Below are 21,173 nucleotides of genomic sequence, written 5' to 3' on the forward strand. Positions count from 1 at the left end.
TACAGAAGGAGAAAAGTATGAGTAATCTGTTAGAAATACAGGGGCTACACAAAACATATGGTAAAAAAACGGCTCTGAATGATATAAATCTTTCAATTGAGCCCGGGCATATTATCGGACTTCTAGGCCCAAACGGAAGCGGAAAGACAACGCTTATAAAGATAATATGCGGTTTATTGCAACCAACAGGCGGTTCTGTTCTTGTTGACGGCAATCCGGTCGGTCCGGAAAGTAAAGCTATCGTGTCTTATCTTCCTGACAAGACCTATCTTGATGAATCTATGACAGTCGGATCCGCTATCGACATGTTTAAATATTTCTATGATGATTTTGACGAGAAAAGAGCTGAAGAGATGCTTTCAAGTCTCAATATAGATCCAAAGAGTAAGCTCAAGATTCTTTCAAAGGGAAACAAAGAAAAAGTCCAGCTTATGCTCGTAATGAGCCGCAGGGCTAAGCTCTACATTCTCGACGAGCCTATCGCAGGCGTAGATCCTGCTGCCAGAGATTATATATTGCGTACTATCATAAGTAATTTTGAACCGTCCGCTTCCCTTATTATCGCTACTCACCTGATCAGCGATGTGGAGCCTGTGCTGGACGAAGCAATTTTCTTGCAAAACGGCAGTATCAAACTTTTTAAATCCATCGATGACATAAGAGCCGAAAACGGCAAATCGGTTGATGCATTATTCAGGGAGGTATACAGATGTTAAAGAAACTTATAGCTTATGACTTAAAAAGAACAAGACCTGTAATGACAGGGATAACATTATTTACATTTTTACTGAGTATCATAATAGTAATTGCCAATTTTATAGGAGAAAAATTATATCACGATCAGACAGAAATATTGGAATCGGGAAGATATACGGTTCACAGTGATAATTTACCTCCTCTTTATTATAACTCGGAAAAATTTATGGTAATGGCCTTTTTATTAATTCCGGTTTTAGCTACACTTGCAGCAATATATATGATCAGATACTATTACAAAACGATATACCAACCACAAGCATATCTGTCATTTACTCTTCCGGCAAAAATAACGGAAATAGTGAATTCAAAAATACTGGTCACATTCATATGGGCTTTGATTTTTGTTGTTCCATCGCTATCAATCGGGATCTTTGGATTTAATCTTGCCGAAAGGTTATATGATCCTTATTATAAAGAGCTCGCCGCAAGTGGCTATGCAGCCGACCTTATAATGTTTTATATTCTTATATCCTTTATTATATTCGAAATCTTCGTTCAGATTATGGCCTTTTTCTTTTGTCTCAGCATCGGACAACTATGCCACAATCACAAGCTAAAGGGCACTATACTTAGCTATATTGGAATTGCTATAGCTTCAATGTCCCTCTTTTTTTACAACATGAACATGCATCAAATAAAAAAAGACACCTGGTGGTGGAGCTATGACGATATATTTTGTCCGGCTAACATTATCAGCGCGATCATTCTTTTTATAGGCTTCTATGTTGCAACTATAAAGATTACCGAAAAGAATCTCAATCTCGAGTAATCATACAATAATTCCATATTCGAAAGATTATGTCGGTGTAGCTAATTTATTGGCTACACCTTTTTTGAAAAAAGAACAAGGAGTCCCGATAAAGACTCTTTGTTCTTTTTTTACACGCTATTTAAAATCAAAATATTTAAATCAGCTCTTACAGACAAGCCTTATATATCTCGACAATATCTTCATTCGTAAGCGCAACAAAAGCATCCTTTAAGTAATTTCCGTAATTTGCGTGCGCGGCCATCTCCTCGAAGTGTTCGTCGGTTATCTTAAGCTCGGTAAGATTTTTGGGAATACCCGACTGTGCAAAAAATTCTTCGAGTTTTTCAATTCCCGCGATTGCAAGAGCTTTTTCATCATCACCGTCAAGCCCCCACACATTCTTTGCAAAGCGAACAAATCTCCAGGTACATGAAGGATCTTTTTCCAATATAAAGCGCATCCAGCGCGGAGTAAGTATTGCAAGGCCGATTCCGTGTGTGATGTCATAGAATGCCGACAATTCGTGTTCCATAGCATGACACGGCCAGCCTGTATCCTGCTTTCCATACTGCGGAATGCCTGAGCAGGCAACCGATGAAATAGCCATAAGATTTGCACGAGCCGTGTAATTGTCAGGTTCTTTTAGAGCAACGGGAAGATATTTAATTGCAGTCTTAAGAACCCCCTCGGCAATATGATCCGAAAGGTCGCTGTCCTCGGTACGCGAGAAATATCCTTCGAAAATATGGCTCATTATATCCGCAGTTCCCGATGCCGTCTGGTATTTTGAAACCGAGAAGGTATAAGTCGGATCGCAGATAGATGCGTAAGGATATGTATAACTGTTTCCAATCTTTTCATGAGTCTTAAGATTGGTTATAACACCGCCACCATCATACTCAGATCCCGTCGCACTAAGCGTAAGGATATCGACTAGCGGAAGCGCCTTTAACGTGCCATGATAAGACGCAACCATATCCCATAAGTCGCCGTCATAGAATACTCCGGCAGCAATCGCTTTGGAGCAATCGATCGTGCTTCCTCCTCCAACAGCAAGAATCACATCAATATTGTTCTCCTTGCAGAGCCTAACGCCCTCTTCAACGGATTCAATACGCGGATTCGGCTCAATTCCGGATAATTCCGTAACTTCAAATCCGCCTTTTTTGAGAATGTCGATCACAGTGTCGTAAAGCCCCATCTTCTTGATAGAACCTCCGCCATAGGTCAAAAGAACTTTTTTCCCGAGAGATCTTAGGATCTCATCAAGATGACTGATCTGCCCTTTGCCAAAATAAAGCTTCGTCGGAATCTCGTGAACATAATTGAGCATAAGTAACCCTCCTTGTCTTAGAAAAAAATGTTTTATTCTTGCCTTTTAATCCGAGAAATTATAGTCCATAAGGACTTCCACAACATACTCGGGGTACATCTCCTCAACACGCTTTGAAACCTTGGAAAGAACTTCTCTCTTATTCTTCGCCTCTATATCGATAACAAGGTCGAATCGTATCTCTTTTGTCTTGTGATTCATGTAAAAGCCGTGAATCTGCAAAGCTTCATCGTAATCGCTGACAAGTGCCGAAATCTTCTTGTGCGCCTCTACAGCGACAGAATCACTTGTATTTGTTGAATAAACAGATATTCCCCCCATCATAATTCCCGTATCGATGAACACTTTCTTGGCGATAACCCTGTCGAGCGCATCGATCTCAACAGCGGAAAGCGTATCGGGAATCTCCACATGCGCTGAGCCTATAAGCTTCTCGGAGCCGTAATTGTGAATAATAAGATCGTACACTCCTCTAACTTCTTCAAGCTCGTTTATACTGGACTTTACCTTCTTTGTAAGTTCAGGCGTAATCCTCTCTCCGAGAGTCATGCTCACGGTATCGCGAAGCGTCTCAAATCCCGTCTTTATAATGATAAAAGAGATCACAACTCCGATGTACGCTTCAATACTAAATCCCGTTGTGATAAAGATAATCGCCGCAATGAGCGTAGCTGCCGAGATAATAGAATCATTGAGCGCATCTTTTCCCGATGCGACAAGCGAATCCGAATCAACCTTCTCTCCCATCTTCTTGGTATATAATCCAAGCACGATCTTCACAACGATCGCAGCCGACACGATAACAAGTGCAGGCGTCCCGTAGTCAGGCGTCTCAGGATGAATTATCTTAGTTACAGACTCGGTAAAAGAAGTAATTCCGGCGTACAGAATAATAATTCCAATCACCATCGCCGAAAGATACTCTATCCTTCCGTAGCCGTAAGGGTGCTTCCTGTCGGGCTCTCTTGCCGAAAGTTTCGCTCCCACAATCGTTATAACCGACGAAAAAGCATCACTCAGATTATTGACGGCATCCATCGTTATCGCAACCGAATGTGACAATACTCCCACAAATGCCTTAAACACCGACAGCAAAATATTTGCCGCAATTCCTATAATACTTGTCCTTACAATACTTTTAGTCCTATCCATTTTAGATGCCTCTCATAAAAAAATTTGAAATTATTTTCTTCGCAGTTTCACCATCAGATGATACCCTCGCAAACTCAGTTTAACACATATTTTGCACATATATTCATCATTTATTCAATATTCCTCATATATGCATATATATACCGTAATCCGCTCTTGAAAAAAATTCGCATTCCCTCGATAATTGTTTCTATGGACAGACAAGAACAAACTTCTATCAAAAAGGATATGATCTCAATTGACGAAACTGCCGAAATATTGGGCATTTCTTCAGCGACGGTAAAAAACTGGATAAAGCTTCAAAAGCTCTCAGCCACAAAAGCCTCTAAGACATATCTTCTTAATAAAGAAACCGTTCTAAATCTTAAAGAAAACCTTGATGGCTCCGACCTTCTAAAGCGCAGAAGAAACAAGAGTACCGCAAACGGCCGTTTCATCCCAAAGTCATATATCAGCAAAGCGTCGATAAACTACGATACGATATGTTCCGTAATAAAGACCCTTGGTGAAGATAATGCCCTTACCGAGGATGAATTTCTTTCAATCCTTGCCTACTACGGAAGGTCTTTTCTTGATACTCTTTCACTTGATAATTCGGGTAAAAAAAGACTTATCTCCCCTTTACATAATGAAACAGGCGATTCTTTCTCACGCCTTACATCAATATTAAAAGACTATCCGCTCAAATATACGGAGGGTGAAGATACACTCGGCATGCTCTACATCTCGCTTCGCTCGCTTAAGACAAAGAAAGCATCGGGAGCCTATTACACTCCCTTCTTCGTTGTAGATAAATGCATAGAAAACCTGCATGCGGGCAAAACCGAAACAATCTGCGATCCGTCTTGCGGAACTGGCAACTTCCTTTTAAGACTCCCAAAAGATATTCCGCTTTCGAACATCTACGGATACGACATAGACGGCACGGCTGCTTCCATTGCAAGGATAAACCTCGCAGTCAAATACGGCATTAAAGATAACGACGATCTCGATATATTATTTAATAACATCAAAGCCGATGATTTCCTTATGCCTTCCAAAAAAGACGCATCTACACAGGAATTTGACCATATAATCGGAAATCCGCCCTGGGGCTACTCTTATACCAAGGACGAGATCCATAGCCTTAGCAAAGTCTATAAGTGTGCCCGCGTCACGGGAAATCCCGAGTCTTTTTCTATCTTCACGGAAAGAGCTCTGAGCCTTTTATCGGACGGAGGAACCATGTCTTTTGTACTCCCCGAAACACTTCTGGGCGCCGGAGCACATGAGAATATAAGAAGCATCATCGCCAAAAAGGCGCACATCTCCTACCTTTATTATATGGGCGAGATATTTGATAAGGTTCAGTGCCCTTGCATACTCCTTACGCTTAGGACGCATGCCGGTAAAAGTCATACGACCAAAGTCGCTTTTTACAAAAAGAGTCTTTCATCAAAAAACACTTTCAATCCGGCAAAGAATCTTTTCCCCGAAAGACTGATACTTGTAAAAAGCTTTGAAACTATGTGCAAAAGCCTTGATACAAGCTCTTTTCACATGCTATCTGACGATGCCGAAAAAAAGATACTTGATAAGATCGATAAAAGCGACCACTTCACACTTAGAGGAAACAGCGAGTTCGCCTTAGGGATTGTTACGGGCGCAAATAAAGCTCTTTTATCTCCCGTTAAAAAGGCGAGCTTTGAAGAGATCATAAAGGGCTCCGATATTGATAAATATACAATTAAGAAGATCACCAACTTCATAAAGTACGAGCCGGCAAAGTTCCAGCAGATTGCTCCCGAAAACATGTACAGGGCAAAAGAAAAACTCCTGTACAAATTTATCTCGAATACGCCGGTCTTTGCATATGACAACAGGCAGCGCCTTTCACTTAACAGCGCAAATATACTGATTCCAAAGGTTCCAGGCTACAGCGCACTATATATACTTGCAATCCTTAATTCGCCCGTGATATCTTTTTACTACTCTCATACCTGCAAGAATATGAAGGTTCTGAGATCTGAGATTGAGAGGCTCCCTATCGCAAAGTGCGATTCTGCCACAGAAAGGGAAATATCAGAACTTGCGAAAAAAATTCTCGATTCGGACAATCCTTCGCGCTATATGGCTGAAATTAACGGCAAAATAGCCGCGCTTTATAATTTAACTATTGACGAACTTGATATAATAACTAAAAACAAGTAAATAAAGGTTTACTTTTACAGTTTAAAGTGCTATAGTATCATTCGAATATTTATTCATGGAGGACATATTGATGTCATTTGATTACATACAGAAATTACCCACCCCCGATGAGATAAGGGATGAATTTCCTTTAACAAAAGAACTTGCCACTCTCAAGGCTGAAAGAGATGCCATGATCAGTGACGTTTTCACAGGTAAAAGTGATAAATTTCTTGTTATCGTTGGTCCCTGCTCTGCAGACAACGAGGATGCCGTATGCGACTACGTTTCACGCCTTGGAAAACTTAACGATAAGGTTAAAGATAAGCTTATCCTTATTCCCAGAATCTATACTAACAAGCCTCGTACAACAGGTGAAGGCTATAAGGGAATCACTTCCCAGCCCGATCCCGAAGGAAAGACAGATTTCCGCGCAGGTCTCATTGCCATGAGACATATGCAGATCAAGGCCATTCAGGAATCCGGTCTTACTGCTGCCGATGAAATGCTCTATCCCGAGAACTGGGGATATATCGCTGATATCCTTTCATACGTTGCAATAGGTGCACGTTCTGTAGAGGATCAGGAGCACCGTATGACAGCCAGCGGATTCGACGTTCCCGCAGGAATGAAGAACCCTACAAGTGGAGCTCTCGGTGTAATGCTTAACTCAGTATATGCAGCTCAGCAGTCTCACTCTTTCGTTTACAGAGGCTATGAAGTTAAGACAAACGGTAACCCTCTTGCGCACTGCGTACTCAGAGGTTCCAACAATAAGCACGGCCAGTCGATCCCTAACTATCACTATGAGGATCTCAGCCTTCTTTTACAGCTTTATAACTCAAGAAACATCGTTAACCCTGCTGCCATCATTGATGCAAACCACAACAATTCAAACAAGCAGTTCAAGGAACAGATCAGAATTGTTAAAGAGGTTCTTCACTCAAGAAACCACAACAACGATATCAAGAACCTTGTTAAGGGTGTCATGATCGAGAGTTACATCGAGGAAGGTTGCCAGAAGATTGGTGAAGGCATCTACGGTAAGTCAATCACAGATCCTTGCCTCGGATGGGAAGACACAGAACGTCTCCTTCTTGATATTGCTGAGTTAGTCTGATCATATCGCGATTACGCGCACAATTAGAACAACCGGAGAGTCGCTTGCGACTCTCCTATTTAATTAAGAAAAGGTGCAAAGGTTATTTCACTTCCTCTGCACCTTTCATATTTATGCATTATACGCACTTTCAGTCCATTTTTGCAATGCGGGCTCTTATATACCCTTCAATTATATCTACCGTCTCATCAATCCCCAGTTTCGAGCTGTTAATTGAGAAATCATACAATCTTGAATCGCCCCATTTTCCCTGACAATGGTAATTGTGATAACGCTTTCTCTTTTTATCCTTCTTAAGTATAAATCTGGTCGCGTCATCTTCATCAAGTCCGTAAACTTCCATGACACGCTCAACCTTCTTATCCATATCGCCAAGGATAAAGAATGAGATCAGTCCCGGATATTTTTTCAGCTTTGTTTCAGAGCATCTGCCGACAACAACAAAGGACTCTCCGCTCTTTGCCTTTTCCTCCATAACATCAAACTGCATCTCTGCAATGTTATCCTCGATGGAATTGCTGTATCCGTTTATCCTTCTTGATACGAACACATTCTTTGGTACTTCGTCGTATTTCTCCACAGACTCAAATGTCATCCCCATCTTCCCGGCAATCTCCGTAATAAGATGACGATCATACAAAGGAAGATTAAATCTTTCCGCTATTTTTTCTGCAATAACTCGTCCGCCACTACCAAATTCACGTCCGACGGAAATAATGATCTGAGCCATAAGCATTCCTCCTGAATATTACTATTATAAGTATATTACAAAAAGATATATTGTTGAAATGATCAAAACCAAAACTGTTGCAGGAGCAAGTTTTTTGCAATAGCGTCCCCATGTCACGGGATAACCGTTCTTAGCCGCAACGGAAGTACCTACAACATTTGCGGATGCACCGATAGGTGTTGCACTGCCTCCGATATCGGTACCTATTGCAAGCGCCCATGCCAGCGTATTTATAGGCATTCCCGAAGCCGCCGAAAGATTCTTGATAACAGGAACCATTGTTGCCGCAAAAGGAATATTGTCTACAAATGCACTTGCAAATGCCGAAACCCATACAATGATCGCTATCATCATCTTACTGTTTCCGCCGCTGATATTTTCGATAAACGAAGCAATGATATCAAGTATCTTCGTCTCTTCCAAGCCGCTTACTACAATAAATAATCCGATGAAAAAGACAAGTGTCTTATAGTCCACTTTCTTAATGATCTCTTTTGCATTCTTACCTGCAGTTAAGAGTGTGAGCACTGCGATAAACAAACCTATCGTTGCAACCGTAAGATGCGTCGATCCGTGTGTTATAAGAAGTACAACCGCACATCCGAAGATCACGCTGCTTACGATAAAATCTTTCTTGTTACTTATTGCTTCCGAAGGATCGGGCAATTTACTCATATCTATTTTCTCATCACCTTTTGTAACAAGCTCTTTTCTAAAAGCAAAATACAAAAAGATAACAGACACTACAAGATTTATTCCCGCTATAACACCTGTGTTTGTAAGGAAATCAAAAAATGAGAATCCCAAAGATGTACCGATTATGATATTCGGAGGATCTCCGCACATTGTTGCGCTTCCGCCAAGGTTGGCACAAAATATTTCCGATAATATCATTGGTATGGGATTAAATTTAAGAAGCTGCGCCAGCTCTACAGTCACAGCTGCCAGAAACATGATAACGGTTATACTGTCAATAAACATTGAAAGTACCGCTGCCATTATTGTAAACGTGATAAAAATCGAAATGGTCTTACATTTGACCAAGAAAGCTATCTTCATGCAAAGCCAACGGAAAAATCCCGCTTTGGCCATTCCTTCAACCATTAACATCATACCTGCGATAAACATAATGGTTGCCCAGTTAATTCCCGCACTCTCCGACTCTTCGATCTGATACCAGAAATCACGGGTAAAAAAGTCCTTAAAGGCAAGTGTATTCAGTATAGCTTTGATATCACCCATACATATACCAAAGACGACGCCAAGCGTCAGAATACCGCTGCCCAGTGTAACATAATGCCTTTCAATCTTGTCCATAACGATCATAACGAACATTCCGACAAAGATGATGACGGCAAAAATCTGTGCTGCTAACAAAGTATGTCCTCCCACTAATTCTTTTATCTGCCAGGCAAGCCACACCCCTATGGGTAATATGCCTGCCTGCCAAAAATAATCCTTCAAAAGAATAACATCTGGAGAATTTTTATACAATACTTTATTGTTAAAAAAATCACACTAGGACAATTTTATTATTTTTGATACATCACTCTTATCGTCATGTATTATCTATTACTATTTTGGTATATTATCTGATTCTTGCCCATTCATACGGATCTCTGGGCGTATTTTCTTTACTGACATATTTCGCCAAGGTATTGCTCGGAGAAAAGCCCATCATATCCTGAATGGCTGAGATTTCCGCACCGTTTTTAACAAGATGTGCCGCAAAAGAATGTCTTAATGAATGCGGCGAAATATCACTGCTTACACCCGCTCTCTGAGCATAGAATTTAACAATCTTCCACACGCCCTGGCGGCTAAGCTGCTTACCGTCGCAGTTAAGAAAGACATATCCTTTGTCTTCTCTTTTTCCAAGTAATGCCTTTCTGGCCTCAAGAAGATAAGATGTCACAGCACTTCTTGTCATCTTTCCATACGGAATAACACGGTCGCCTTCCTCTGATTTCATCTTCGGAAGAATAATACACCCAAGTCCCATATCAATATTACTGAGTTTGAGCGAAATAATCTCCGAAACTTTAAGTCCCGTGGAATAAAGCATCTCAAGGATTGCCTTATCTCTTACTCCCTTCGGACTGTCACTGAATTCCTGATTCAAAAGATCCAAAGTCTCTGTATCGGAAAGAATTCTCGGAGTCTTTTTGGACACAGAAACAGAAGGACTTTTTATGACCTCCGCAGGGTTATCCGGGATATTTCCGTTCTCAACAAGAAATGCAAAAAAATTCTTGATTGTCGTGTTATATCTTACTATTGTAGACACAGCCATCTTCTTTTCTTTTAAAAGAGCCTGGTACTCCGATATAATATCCTCTGTAACTTCAGTTATATTATGTACTCCGCGTTCTTCAAGAAAGCGAACGAACAACAGAGCATCATGTTTGTATGAACCAACCGTGTTTTCAGAATAATCTTTGACGCTTTTAAGGTACTCGATAAATGCGTCAACAAGACATTCCATTTCAGATTTTACCATCTACCAATTCACCTAATCTGCTGTACACATCAAGGCAGTCAAGTGTTGCATAATAATCCATAGGAGTCTCGGCTCTTCGGATAAGTTCAACACTACCGTCCTCTCTGAGAAGCAATTCCGCACTTTTTAGTTTACCGTTATAGTTGTAGCCCATTGCATATCCGTGGGCACCTGTATCATGTATATAGATATAATCTCCCATATCGATCTTGGGAAGTTTTCTGTCAATTGCAAATTTATCGTTGTTCTCGCAAAGTGAACCTGTCACATCATAAATGTGATCGCAAGGCTCATTCTCTTTTCCGAGAACAGTGATGTGATGATATGAGCCATACATAGCCGGACGCATAAGATTTACCGCGCAGGCATCCACACCAATGTACTCCTTGTAGATGTGCTTCTCATGAATAGCCTTAGTTACAAGTGCTCCGTAAGGTCCCATCATGAATCTTCCCATCTCTGTAAAGATTGCTACATCATCCATTCCTTCAGGTGCAAGGATCTTGTCATACTGCTCCTTAACGCCTTTTCCGATAACATGGATATCATTAGGCTCCATATCGGGTGTATAAGGAATTCCAACACCGCCTGAAAGGTTGATAAATGCAATCTTTGCGCCTGTAGCTTTCTGTACTTCAACCGCAAGTTCAAAGAGCTGTCCGGCAAGCTGAGGATAATACTCGTTTGTAACCGTATTACTTGCAAGGAATGCATGAATTCCGAAACGCTTTGCGCCCTTACTCTTAAGAATCTTAAATGCTTCGATAAGCTGATCCTTTGTCATTCCGTACTTGGAATCGCCGGGGTTGTCCATGATTCCATTACTCATCTTGAACACTCCGCCCGGATTAAATCTGCATGAGATTGTCTCAGGGATCTTTCCGAGTGTCTTCTCAAGGAAAGCAACATGTGTGAAATCATCAAGATTTATAATTGCTCCGAGCTTGTCTGCAAGTACAAACTCCTCAGCGGGCGTATCATTTGACGAGAACATGATCTCACTTCCTTCTGCTCCAACCGCCTTACTGAGAATAAGCTCTGTCTTGGAGGAACAATCGAATCCGCAGCCGTTGTTTCTAAGTATGTCAAGAAGCACAGGATTCGGATTGGCCTTAACGGCAAAATATTCCTTGAATCCTTTATTCCATGAAAAAGCGTCATATACAGCCTTTACATTATTTACAAATCCTTTTTCATCATAGATATGAAAAGGTGTCGGATACTTCTTTACGATATCTTCAATCTGTTCTTTTGTTACAAATGCTTTCTTCATAATTTCCTCCGAAAAAATCAACTATTTTCATTTATATAAACTGTGACTCTGTTTTGGATTATATCCGCCACTTCCTCTGCTGTCTTTTGGCCACAGTAAAATGCCGAAGCTTCTTCAGCAATTATATTGGTAATTTCATTATTCATACAATCCAATGAATTTATTGAAACTGTATAATCATAAAACTTGCTCACTTCCTCTTGAGATAATGGTTTCATTTTCACCATTACATGATTTATCTGATCCCATAGCTGAGCGCTCTCATCGTCATCGCTTTTTTCCTTTGTAGCTTCCTGCAGCTCTTCTTCAAATTTTTGTTTTACAGTGGAAAATCCACTATAAGAATCATCTTTGTCCGATAATATAAGTTCTTTTACAAACTCAAGTGCAATATCCTTATGAGCTGTGTTGCTGTTTACAGCATATAATTCGCCGTTTATAGAAGCAATATTTTCTCTGCTGTTATTTGGATAGCCTACAAGCTCGATGTCGTCATTAAATACAAGCTGCTTAAGTCTTGCATATTCATTGAGATTTGAAAAAAGTTCTCTATAGTAGATTCCTTTATCCTCGGCATAGCTCTTATCTATTTCTGCAAGATTGCTGTGTCCGCTTGCTTTATCCGGAAACTTATTTATAAAGTTCAAAAACTCAATAAACTCAGGATTTTTAAAATCACACTTTTTCTCATTCCAATCAATACACTTATCTGCATAATGCGGCATAAGTAAATTGCCATAAGATTTATTATGATTGGAGCCAAAAGCTTTTTCGTAATCAGTACCGTTGCTCTTTATAAGATCATCAAGCTCTTTATATGTAAGTGATCCCTTTCCCTTGGCAAATTTTGCTCTGACAGCACATGTTGCGACTTTAAAAGACGGCATAAATGTATACATTTTACCATCATATTTCATCATCTCGGCGATATTTGGAAGAAGTTCTATTCCCTCCAAAGCACCGCCTTTATCAAATTCAGGTGTAAGATCAAGAAAAATTCCCTTATCAACGTACTTTTTTACATTTCCGTCAACATTTATAATATCGGGCGCTTTTCCGGATATTATATCCATATCCAGTTGCTTTCTTGCTTCTTCCTGTTCATCGTCCGAATATAACTTAGAATAATCAATAACTTCTATTTCATACTTGTCATTTGACCTGTTAAACTTCATTACTTCGCTTTGAACATCCGGCTCAAGCCACATGGTTCCCAAAGTAATTGTAGTCTTATCCGAAACTTCATCGGGATTTTCTTTGGTAAATCTTAAAAGAGAAGTATCATCACCTGAACCTACCGGTAAATCTATAATAAAATCGGTATCACTCAGTGCAACAGCTTGCCACTTGTTTCCGCCCACATACTCTGTTGCCGAATCGATGTTTGAAGCTCTGAAGTCAAGCAGTTTATTCTTTTCTCCGGAATCAGGATCGTATTTGTAGACTCCGTCAGTCCATAAAGCAAATAAATTACCTGCTTTATCTGTAAAAAAAGAATACCGAAGCGTATCACTTATACCACTAAGCGCTTTGTCAGCCGTTTTCTTTTCAAGATCGATAATTACATTGGATTCATCGGTTCCTTCATGGTATATCATCAGGAGCCGATCACCCGATAACATTATAAATGAATAAATAATACCGTAATCGTCGTAATCACCGATAACTTTTTTATCAACAAGCATTCCAAAGCCGTTTTTATCATCATATGTCTGAATTCCGTTTGGAGTACATGATACAAGACCGTATTTTTCACTCCACGCCAAACCGCTTATTTCAGAATTCCCGCTGAATTCTTCGGAAACATCCGCTTTAAAAAGCTCTTTTCCCGTAGGATCAAACTTACCAAGAAAAACTTTATCTTCGCCGGAAGACTTATCCAAACATTGCAGATACGCGTTTCCTTCTCCGTCGAACGCACAAGCTGTTATATCACAACCTGTATCAAAAGCCTGTAGCTGTGTGCCGTCAGGATTAAATGAAATGCATCTGCCCTTTCCGTCTTTGGAATTGGCAGCAAGCATGATCTTTCCATTTACATAATCGGCAGAAACAATATCTTCGCCATCAGCAATAATACCTTCAAGGTCTTTCTGTTTAAAAACATGTTCCTTATCAACCTCTCCGCTTTTGGAAACAGCGCTGTCTCCAACTGAAGAACTGTTCCTATTTCCGCATCCGGAAAAAGACGTTACACCTAAAGCAAAAACGATGATGCAACATGCAATTCGTTTTAATTCCCTATTTCTCATTATATCTCACTAAAAATGTCTGCTTTACCAGTTAATTAATTATACGAATGCGAATTCATTTACCACTTTAACATGGTAGTGCATAAAAATGCAAGAAAAATATTATATCGAAAAATCGATTTTCTTATAGAGAAATACTGACTTTATCAATATTTCCTCAGATATCCTCAATTTGCCAATCAATCGGCTCCATGCCATTCTGCTTCAGGAACTCATTAGCCTTGCTGAAATGTTTGCAGCCAAAGAAGCCTCTGTATGCAGAAAGTGGACTCGGGTGAGGTGCCTCGAGTATCAAGTGCTTAGGATTATTGAGCATACTCTTTTTCATCTGGGCAGGTCTGCCCCAGAGCATATAAACTACCGGTCTGTCCTGTTCGTTTACTTTTCTGATAATCGCATCGGTAAACTCTTCCCAACCTCTTCCTTTATGAGAGTTAGCGGCATGGGCTCTTACAGTCAAAACGGTGTTGAGCAAGAGTACGCCCTGATCCGCCCATTTTTTCAGATAGCCGTTATTGGGAATCTTGCAGCCAAGATCGTCATTTAATTCTTTATAAATATTCACAAGAGACGGCGGCGGATCTGCCTTACCGGGAAGCACCGAGAAAGAAAGTCCGTGAGCCTGTCCGGGCTCATGATACGGATCCTGTCCAAGGACAAGAACCTTAACTTTCTCAAGCGGTGTCAAATGAAGTGCATTGAATATATCCTCAGAATCGGGATATATAACATGAGTACTGTATTCTTCTTTTACAAACTCAAAGAGTTTTTTGTAATAATCTTTATGAAATTCGTCGCTCAATGCCGGCAACCAGTCATTTGAGATCATTGCCATTGTAGTCACAACCTTCTTTCTTTTATAGCCTTACTGAAACGCCTTTGCTCCTTAAGTACTTCTTTACATCACATATCTCAAGTTCCTTGTAATGAAAAAGAGAAGCCGCAAGAGCCGCATCTGCCTGGCCTGTTGTAAGTGCATCATAGAAGTGCTCCATTGTTCCCGCTCCGCCTGAAGCAATTACAGGAACATCAACAGCTTCCGATATCTGTCTTGTAAGCTCTATATCATAACCGGCCTTGGTTCCGTCGGCATCCATACTTGTAAGAAGTATTTCTCCCGCTCCAAGCTCAGTTACTTTTTTTGCCCATTCTACGGCATCAATTCCCACATCGATTCTTCCGCCGTGCTTATAGATATTCCAGCCTGAGCCGTCTTCTCTCTTTTTTGCATCAATCGCAACAACAACGCACTGACTCCCGAATTTGTCAGCCGCTTCAGCAACAAGCTCCGGCCTGTCAATTGCAGCGGAGTTCATCGAAACCTTGTCAGCACCTTCTCTGAGGATTGCCTTAACGTCATCAACTGTTCTGATTCCGCCGCCAACGGTAAAGGGAATGAAAACTTTTTTGGCAACTTCCCTGACCATGTCAGCAACGGTGGCTCTTCTTTCATTTGATGCGGTTATATCCAGGAAAACAAGCTCATCTGCGCCGGCCTTGGAATATGCTTCTCCGACGGTAACAGGATCACCTGCATCCTTCAAATTTACGAAATTTATTCCTTTTACAACCCTGCCGTTATTAACATCGAGACAGGGAATAATTCTTTTTGTATGCATACCTGTTCCCTCCTTATACCGCCAAAAAGTTCTTAAGTATCTGCATTCCTACCTCAGAGCTCTTTTCAGGGTGGAACTGGCAGGCAAATACATTGTCTTTTTCAACGGAAGCTTCAATGCGAACCGAGTAGTCGGTTGTCGCTGTAACGATGCTCTTATCTTCTGCCTGAAGATAATATGAATGAACAAAGTATACATACGATTCGTCATCGAGTCCCTTAAAGAGTCTGCCCTCTCTTGGGAAAGAAAGGTTATTCCAGCCTATATGAGGCACTTTGTAATATGTTCCTTCTTTATCTATATTGGGAATTCTTACGATTTTTCCACGCAAAATGCCCAGGCCGCTGACTCCCTCCGATTCCTCACTTGAATCGAACAAGAGCTGCAGTCCCAGGCATATTCCCATAAACGGAATGGTCTTATTTATCACCTCTTTTATAGGCGCTTCCATTCCGTATTCCTCTATTTTTTTCATTGCATCGGAAAAAGCTCCGACACCGGGAAGTACAACGTGATCTGCTCTGTATATTTCTTTCGGATCTCTGGTGATGACAGTATCGGCGCCCAAATACTCAAAAGCCTTTTCAACGCTCTTTATGTTACCGGCATCATAATCAATAATTGCTACCATCAGGCATCAAACCCCTTTCAATACTTTCGATGCCTTCGGTGACAATATGCAGATCATTCTTCAAACATCCCTAAAACTTCCATGATTCTGATAGTATAATCTCTGTCTTTCTTTATGGAATTGATCTCATTGATATCTTCCTCAGAAAGACCATAGTTCTCTGAAAGCAACGATTCTATACTATCGTACACGCTAGTCACTTGAATTTCAACATTAAACTTTGTTGCCTCTTCAAGCAGGCCTTCTTTATTACGTTCTGCCATAAGGAGCATATCAAGAGCTTCAACGTCCTTATTCATGGACTTGTAATTCTCGTATCCGTTGAGATATCTCTCTGCCCATGCGATCACTCTTGACCTCTCATACATGGTCTTCTGCTCAGTTGTCATTGTTTTTCCATGAAAGAGCTTATATGCACCTATGAAATCACTCTGAACATATGCAAGCTTAGCTTTATCCGTCGCAGTTTTGACGGGAAGTATAAGCGCCGGAATACATACGAGAATTCCAAGGCTTGCCGCAAAAACTCCGGAAACAACAATTTTCTTAGGCGCTATAGCCTTACTTGGCGAAGTAGGTTCTTCCGGAGCCTTAGGTTTCTTTTCTTTCTTAGGCTTCTTTTCCTTCGGAGGCTTCTCCTTCTTAGGCTTCTTCTCCTTAGGCGGTTTCTTTGCCTTCTCTTTTTTCTTCTTCTCTTTCTTTGGCTTTGGAGCTCCTGCCTCTCCAAGCTCAGAAAGAACCTTCTGATTCTCATCGGTAAGGCTTGCAAGCCCTTCCGTACCGAAGTCTTCAAAATCATCGTCTTCTTCGGTAAGTACTCTCAGAAGTTTTTGTAAAAAGTTTTCTTTGCGGTGCTTTCTGTGCTTGCCATGCCCGTGTTCTTCAGCATTATCTTCATTTTCCGGAAGATCCATGTCAGGGAGTGCCGAAATTGCATCAAGCGCAAGATCCGTTCCAAGATCGTCAAATCCCGTTTCGGTAATCGCATCAAGAATATCTTCTTTGCTGATTTCCTCTTCCTGAGGTCCAATTTCCTGATCAAGATGCGCCGTATCTTCAAGCGACTCAACTTCATCGTTGGCAAGACTATTCATAAGAGCATCGAGATCCGGCATAGAAACATCTTCGGAATCCTGCATTATCTCTTCTGCAGATATTTCCTGCGGTTCATCGCCAAGAATCTTGGCAACTTCTCCCTCAGTTGTCTCATATGACTCAGTCATACCGCCAAGAAGCTCATCTAAGTTCGCTTCAAGATCGTTAAGATTAATATCGTCTTCTGAAATTTCATCAAGTCCCACAGGGGAATGATGCTCATCTTCTTCTATAAAGCCAAGATCTGTAGCGGATACACTTATTTCTTCGTTATCGGAAGCTCCCTCATCACCGGGTGTTTCCAATGCATCCACTGCATCTCCTTCATTTGATGCATCTGCAGTCTCAGGTGTCGAACCATCCGCATCAGCGCTTCCTTCACCTGTAAGTTCATCCATGTTTAAAAGACTTTCAAGTTCAGAGAGACTGTCTTCCGAGACCATCCCGTTGGCCCCTTCTTCACTTGAAGGTTCCTCTGAAGGAGCACTTTCTCCGCCTGCTTCCTCACCTGCTTCCGCGTTTGATGCTTCTTCATTAGGTGTTTCTTCATTTGTCTCATCGATAGTAAGATCATCAAGACTTTGCAGATCAAGTACATCATCAGATGAATTCGGCTCACCTACTCCCTCTGCCTTTCTTTCTCTGTCGATGATATCGCTAAGGCTGCTCTCCTGTCCGTCAGGCGATTCCATCAAACTTCCTCCCGGCATATCGTCGAGAAGATCTGTAAGGATTTCTTCAGGAGTCTGATCTGCATCAGATTCTTTTTCCAGAATTAAATTATTGTCATCCGGAAGATCCACCTCCGGAGCCATTTCCGCCAAAGCATCGACAAGCTCCGAATCATCTATGATAGGGACTGTCTCCGCAACTTCAGGGATAACAATATCTTCCTGCGCAGCTTCCTCACCGGCCGAAACATCATTCTGCCTGTCAGCTTCATTTTTTTCCGCATCAGCAATTGCCTCATCCAAAGCAATCTCTTCCGCATCACGAACATCTTCTTCCGTCGGTTCATTTCCAACTGTAAATGTCGGGATTTCCGGATCTGTGGGCTTTTGAATATCGTCAAGAAGACTTGCAAGCGAATCGTCAATCAGTTCATCTCTGTCGGCTTTATCCATAAGCTCGCCGACTTCCGCAATTTCCTTATTACCGGTTGAATTATCTATGAGCGCACCAATATCCTCCGATTCACTGTCAAGCAGTTCAGCGGAGTTCTCACTGTGGGCTTTAGAAGACATTCTGCTAAGTGCCGATTGAGGATTACTATTTGATTTTGCTGAATTCAACAAGCTGTCGAGATATTCCTCATCACTAGACTTCATAGTCCTTTACTCTCCTGCATAATATAGTTAACAGAATTCATTTTGATTGATTCCGTTTTATCCTCTATCTCCGGGATGTGCTGGTATAACCTCTCATGAACCCTTATGAGATGTGCTTTCTTATTTATAAAAGTCACTTTCTCAAAAGGCCATCTGACAACAGTCGGATACTCAAGTCCGACACCAAGTTCAAGAACAAGCAAATTGGAATTTAATGTGTTCGTCAGATACTTCTTGTAAATATCCCAATTGCCAAGATATGCACTCTCATTGTATTTAATGTTATTATATTCCTGTCTCTTCTGATTAAGATAAAGCTCTTTTCCGTTCATAACAGGTTTTGGAAAAGAAATATCGCCTGAAAGAACACCGTTATCCGATACGATAATATCGTGAATCTTATTTACAAGAGACATAAATTCTTCGCATTTATCGGCACTGTATAGTTCTCCGTCCGATTCATCGTTCTGAAGATACATGCAATTACCGCATGGATACACGCTTTTTGTTGGATCAAATCCGAACAAAAGTGCATCCTGAAAGCAAATATCACTTACAAGAAAATGCTTTTTATCTCCAATAAGTTTTTTGAGTCCTTTATATGCACTCTCAATTCTCTCATCGGAATTGTAATATGCGTATTCATATTCGATCACGGGTAAAAGCCATTCATTGCCTTCTTTGCCCGAATACTCGATTATCTCTTTATATCTATCGTCATTTTTGAGTCCGTTCTTGACCCAATTCCATTCATTTCCTATTCCGATTATGACAAAATCTGATTTTTCTATCTGCTCTAAAAGTGTTTCAGCCATTATATTTTAGAAAACCTTTGCATTTTATGAATAAATTAAAACACTCCCCTTATTGAGACAGTCACTGAAAACTCGTTTCATAACTGAGCCAACAAAGGGAGTTCAAGTCAGTACGTATCAGCGTGCACTTGGTGCATTTACAAGTTCATCGATAACAGCAACGAGATTTCCGATCTCAGGCTTTGAAAGCTGTCTGTCAGCACCCAAAGATTCGCCTTTTCTTCTCATCTCTTCGTTAACCAAAGAAGAGAATATGATAAGCGGAATCTTCTTAGTAGCATCATCGCTCTTAATAAGCTTGGTAAGTCTGTGTCCGTCCATGATAGGCATCTCGATATCGGTAATGATGCACTTTATATCATCAAGAGTTCCTTTTTCCTTACATGATTTAATGTAATCATAAGCAAGCTTACCATTTTCGAAGTGGATTACATTGTTATATCCGGCCTTATTAAGTGAATCAACAATAAGTCTGTTAAGAAGCTGTGAATCCTCTGCAAGAACGATCGGCACCTCATTTCTGGGTCTTGTTCCGATTTCTTCAAGAGCATCCATATTAAGTCCTGTATTAGGGTTAATATCGGCAACAATCTTCTCAAAATCAAGAATAATAATAAGCTGATTTTCAAACTTTATAATACCTGTGGAGATACTCTCCTCAGTTTTAGAAATTGTAGCATTTGGCTTAATAATATCAGCCCATGATACTCTGTGAATACCAACAACCGCATCAACATGGAATGCGATATCGAGCTTATTGAAGTTTGTAATAATAAATAATCCACCGGGCTGAGAAGCACCACGCTGTAAACAGTTCCTTAGGTCAATCGCCGTAATCATGGTGTCACGTGGCATGAATATTCCTTCAATACTCGGATGAGCATTAGGTACCGGTGTAACCTCCTGATAGACAATTATTTCCTTGATCTTAGCAACATTGATTCCATAGCAATGGTCATCAATCTTAAACTCAAGGACCTCCAATTCATTAGTTCCGTTTTCAAGCAGGATTTTTGATTCCATTCTCTCACCTCACGTGTAAATATAATAGATTAGGATTTTTCGCTTAGAAAGATTCAAAAAATCGAAAACTATCAGATTAAGTATATCTTTAATTAGTATAGCATAGTTTTCTGAAAATAAATACAAAAAAACTAAAAAGACGGGCAGTTGACCATCTTTTTAGTTTTCATTAATAACTTTTTTATACTTTAAATTAATAATTAAAAAAAGATTTGTACTTTCAAAACCGAACACTGAATTATCTCTTCCAGAGTTTCTATACACCTATCTCTTAGGATAAGCCCTCGACCTATTAGTACACATCAGCTGAACATGTTACCATGCTTACACCTTGTGCCTATCTAACCTCGTACTCTACAAGGGGTCTTACTGCTAAAGCAGGGATATCTCATCTTGAGGGGGGCTTCACGCTTAGATGCCTTCAGCGTTTATCCCGTCCGGACGTGGCTACCCAGCCTTATGCATCTGGCGATGCAGCTGATACACCAGCGGTCCGTCCATCCCGGTCCTCTCGTACTAAGGACAGCTCCTCTCAGATATCCTACGCCCGCGCCGGATAGGGACCGAACTGTCTCACGACGTTCTGAACCCAGCTCGCGTACCGCTTTAATGGGCGAACAGCC

The 21,173-nt window shown here is 40.8% G+C and carries 17 protein-coding genes and 1 rRNA gene; 4 read left to right on the plus strand and 14 right to left on the minus strand.

All coding sequences use genetic code 11. The annotated features are described in order from the left end of the window. The first annotated feature begins 17 nt into the window (after window positions 1–17). Both DL92_RS0113560 and DL92_RS0113565 read left to right on the plus strand, forming a co-directional pair. Window positions 18–716 carry an ABC transporter ATP-binding protein gene (locus tag DL92_RS0113560; RefSeq protein WP_026668025.1) on the plus strand — a complete coding sequence of 233 codons (699 nt, stop codon included), beginning with the start codon at window positions 18–20 and terminating at the stop codon, window positions 714–716. Continuing rightward, complete coding sequence (locus tag DL92_RS0113565) at window positions 710–1,528, plus strand: hypothetical protein (protein ID WP_026668026.1); 819 nt, start codon at window positions 710–712, stop codon at window positions 1,526–1,528. Before DL92_RS0113560 ends, DL92_RS0113565 begins: the two co-directional genes overlap by 7 nt. Window positions 1,529–1,676: 148 nt before the next feature. On the opposite strand, the gene DL92_RS0113570 is transcribed toward DL92_RS0113565, so the two are convergent. Both DL92_RS0113570 and DL92_RS0113575 read right to left on the minus strand, forming a co-directional pair. Continuing rightward, the gene (locus DL92_RS0113570) at window positions 1,677–2,843 is read right to left on the minus strand and encodes an iron-containing alcohol dehydrogenase (RefSeq protein ID WP_026668027.1); all 1,167 of its coding nucleotides are present in this window, start codon (window positions 2,841–2,843) and stop codon (window positions 1,677–1,679) included. 45 nt (window positions 2,844–2,888) lie between these two features. After that, a complete protein-coding gene (locus DL92_RS0113575) occupies window positions 2,889–3,995 on the minus strand; it encodes a cation diffusion facilitator family transporter (protein WP_026654543.1) in 1,107 nt (368 codons plus the stop codon). Between the two features lie 192 nt (window positions 3,996–4,187). Between DL92_RS0113575 and DL92_RS19395 the strand changes: the two genes are divergently transcribed. Together DL92_RS19395 and DL92_RS0113585 are read left to right on the plus strand one after the other, a co-directional pair. After that, window positions 4,188–6,185, plus strand: a complete 1,998-nt coding sequence (locus DL92_RS19395) for a TaqI-like C-terminal specificity domain-containing protein (RefSeq protein ID WP_026668028.1) — start codon at window positions 4,188–4,190, stop codon at window positions 6,183–6,185. Between the two features lie 70 nt (window positions 6,186–6,255). Further along, on the plus strand, window positions 6,256–7,284 hold the full coding sequence (locus DL92_RS0113585; RefSeq protein WP_026668029.1) for a 3-deoxy-7-phosphoheptulonate synthase: 1,029 nt from the start codon (window positions 6,256–6,258) through the stop codon (window positions 7,282–7,284). Between the two features lie 130 nt (window positions 7,285–7,414). Here DL92_RS0113585 and DL92_RS0113590 read toward each other — a convergent pair whose 3' ends face one another. The 12 genes from DL92_RS0113590 to DL92_RS0113645 all read right to left on the minus strand — a co-directional run. Next, window positions 7,415–8,014 carry a cytidylate kinase-like family protein gene (locus tag DL92_RS0113590; protein ID WP_026668030.1) on the minus strand — a complete coding sequence of 200 codons (600 nt, stop codon included), beginning with the start codon at window positions 8,012–8,014 and terminating at the stop codon, window positions 7,415–7,417. Between the two features lie 24 nt (window positions 8,015–8,038). Then, on the minus strand, window positions 8,039–9,391 hold the full coding sequence (locus DL92_RS0113595) for an ArsB/NhaD family transporter (RefSeq protein ID WP_026668031.1): 1,353 nt from the start codon (window positions 9,389–9,391) through the stop codon (window positions 8,039–8,041). A 211-nt stretch (window positions 9,392–9,602) separates the two neighbouring features. Continuing rightward, window positions 9,603–10,514: a tyrosine-type recombinase/integrase gene (locus tag DL92_RS0113600; RefSeq protein WP_051625358.1), complete on the minus strand. Its 912-nt coding sequence runs from the start codon at window positions 10,512–10,514 to the stop codon at window positions 9,603–9,605. Further along, on the minus strand, window positions 10,501–11,790 hold the full coding sequence (locus tag DL92_RS0113605; RefSeq protein WP_026668033.1) for a diaminopimelate decarboxylase: 1,290 nt from the start codon (window positions 11,788–11,790) through the stop codon (window positions 10,501–10,503). The genes DL92_RS0113600 and DL92_RS0113605 overlap by 14 nt, the downstream gene beginning before the upstream one ends. 14 nt (window positions 11,791–11,804) lie before the next feature. After that, window positions 11,805–14,039 (minus strand): ABC transporter substrate-binding protein, encoded by a 2,235-nt coding sequence (locus DL92_RS0113610; RefSeq protein ID WP_026668034.1) that lies wholly within the window; start codon window positions 14,037–14,039, stop codon window positions 11,805–11,807. 157 nt (window positions 14,040–14,196) lie between these two features. Further along, entirely contained in the window at window positions 14,197–14,874 is a 678-nt protein-coding gene (locus DL92_RS0113615; protein ID WP_026654534.1) for a uracil-DNA glycosylase, read from the minus strand. A 22-nt stretch (window positions 14,875–14,896) separates the two neighbouring features. Then, window positions 14,897–15,658, minus strand: a complete 762-nt coding sequence (gene hisF, locus DL92_RS0113620; protein WP_026654533.1) for an imidazole glycerol phosphate synthase subunit HisF — start codon at window positions 15,656–15,658, stop codon at window positions 14,897–14,899. 13 nt (window positions 15,659–15,671) lie between these two features. After that, entirely contained in the window at window positions 15,672–16,289 is a 618-nt protein-coding gene (gene hisH, locus DL92_RS0113625) for an imidazole glycerol phosphate synthase subunit HisH (protein ID WP_026668035.1), read from the minus strand. Between the two features lie 53 nt (window positions 16,290–16,342). Then, window positions 16,343–18,712 (minus strand): hypothetical protein, encoded by a 2,370-nt coding sequence (locus tag DL92_RS0113630; RefSeq protein ID WP_026668036.1) that lies wholly within the window; start codon window positions 18,710–18,712, stop codon window positions 16,343–16,345. Then, on the minus strand, window positions 18,709–19,527 hold the full coding sequence (locus DL92_RS20420) for a hypothetical protein (protein ID WP_026654528.1): 819 nt from the start codon (window positions 19,525–19,527) through the stop codon (window positions 18,709–18,711). Before DL92_RS20420 ends, DL92_RS0113630 begins: the two co-directional genes overlap by 4 nt. Before the next feature lie 117 nt (window positions 19,528–19,644). Next, on the minus strand, window positions 19,645–20,550 hold the full coding sequence (locus DL92_RS0113640; protein WP_026654527.1) for a chemotaxis protein: 906 nt from the start codon (window positions 20,548–20,550) through the stop codon (window positions 19,645–19,647). Between the two features lie 272 nt (window positions 20,551–20,822). Beyond that, window positions 20,823–21,173: ribosomal RNA gene (locus DL92_RS0113645) — 23S ribosomal RNA — on the minus strand; the annotation flags it as partial.

It is taken from the genome of Butyrivibrio sp. AE2005, from assembly GCF_000686965.1.
Classification (GTDB): Bacteria; Bacillota; Clostridia; order Lachnospirales; family Lachnospiraceae; genus Butyrivibrio; species Butyrivibrio hungatei_A.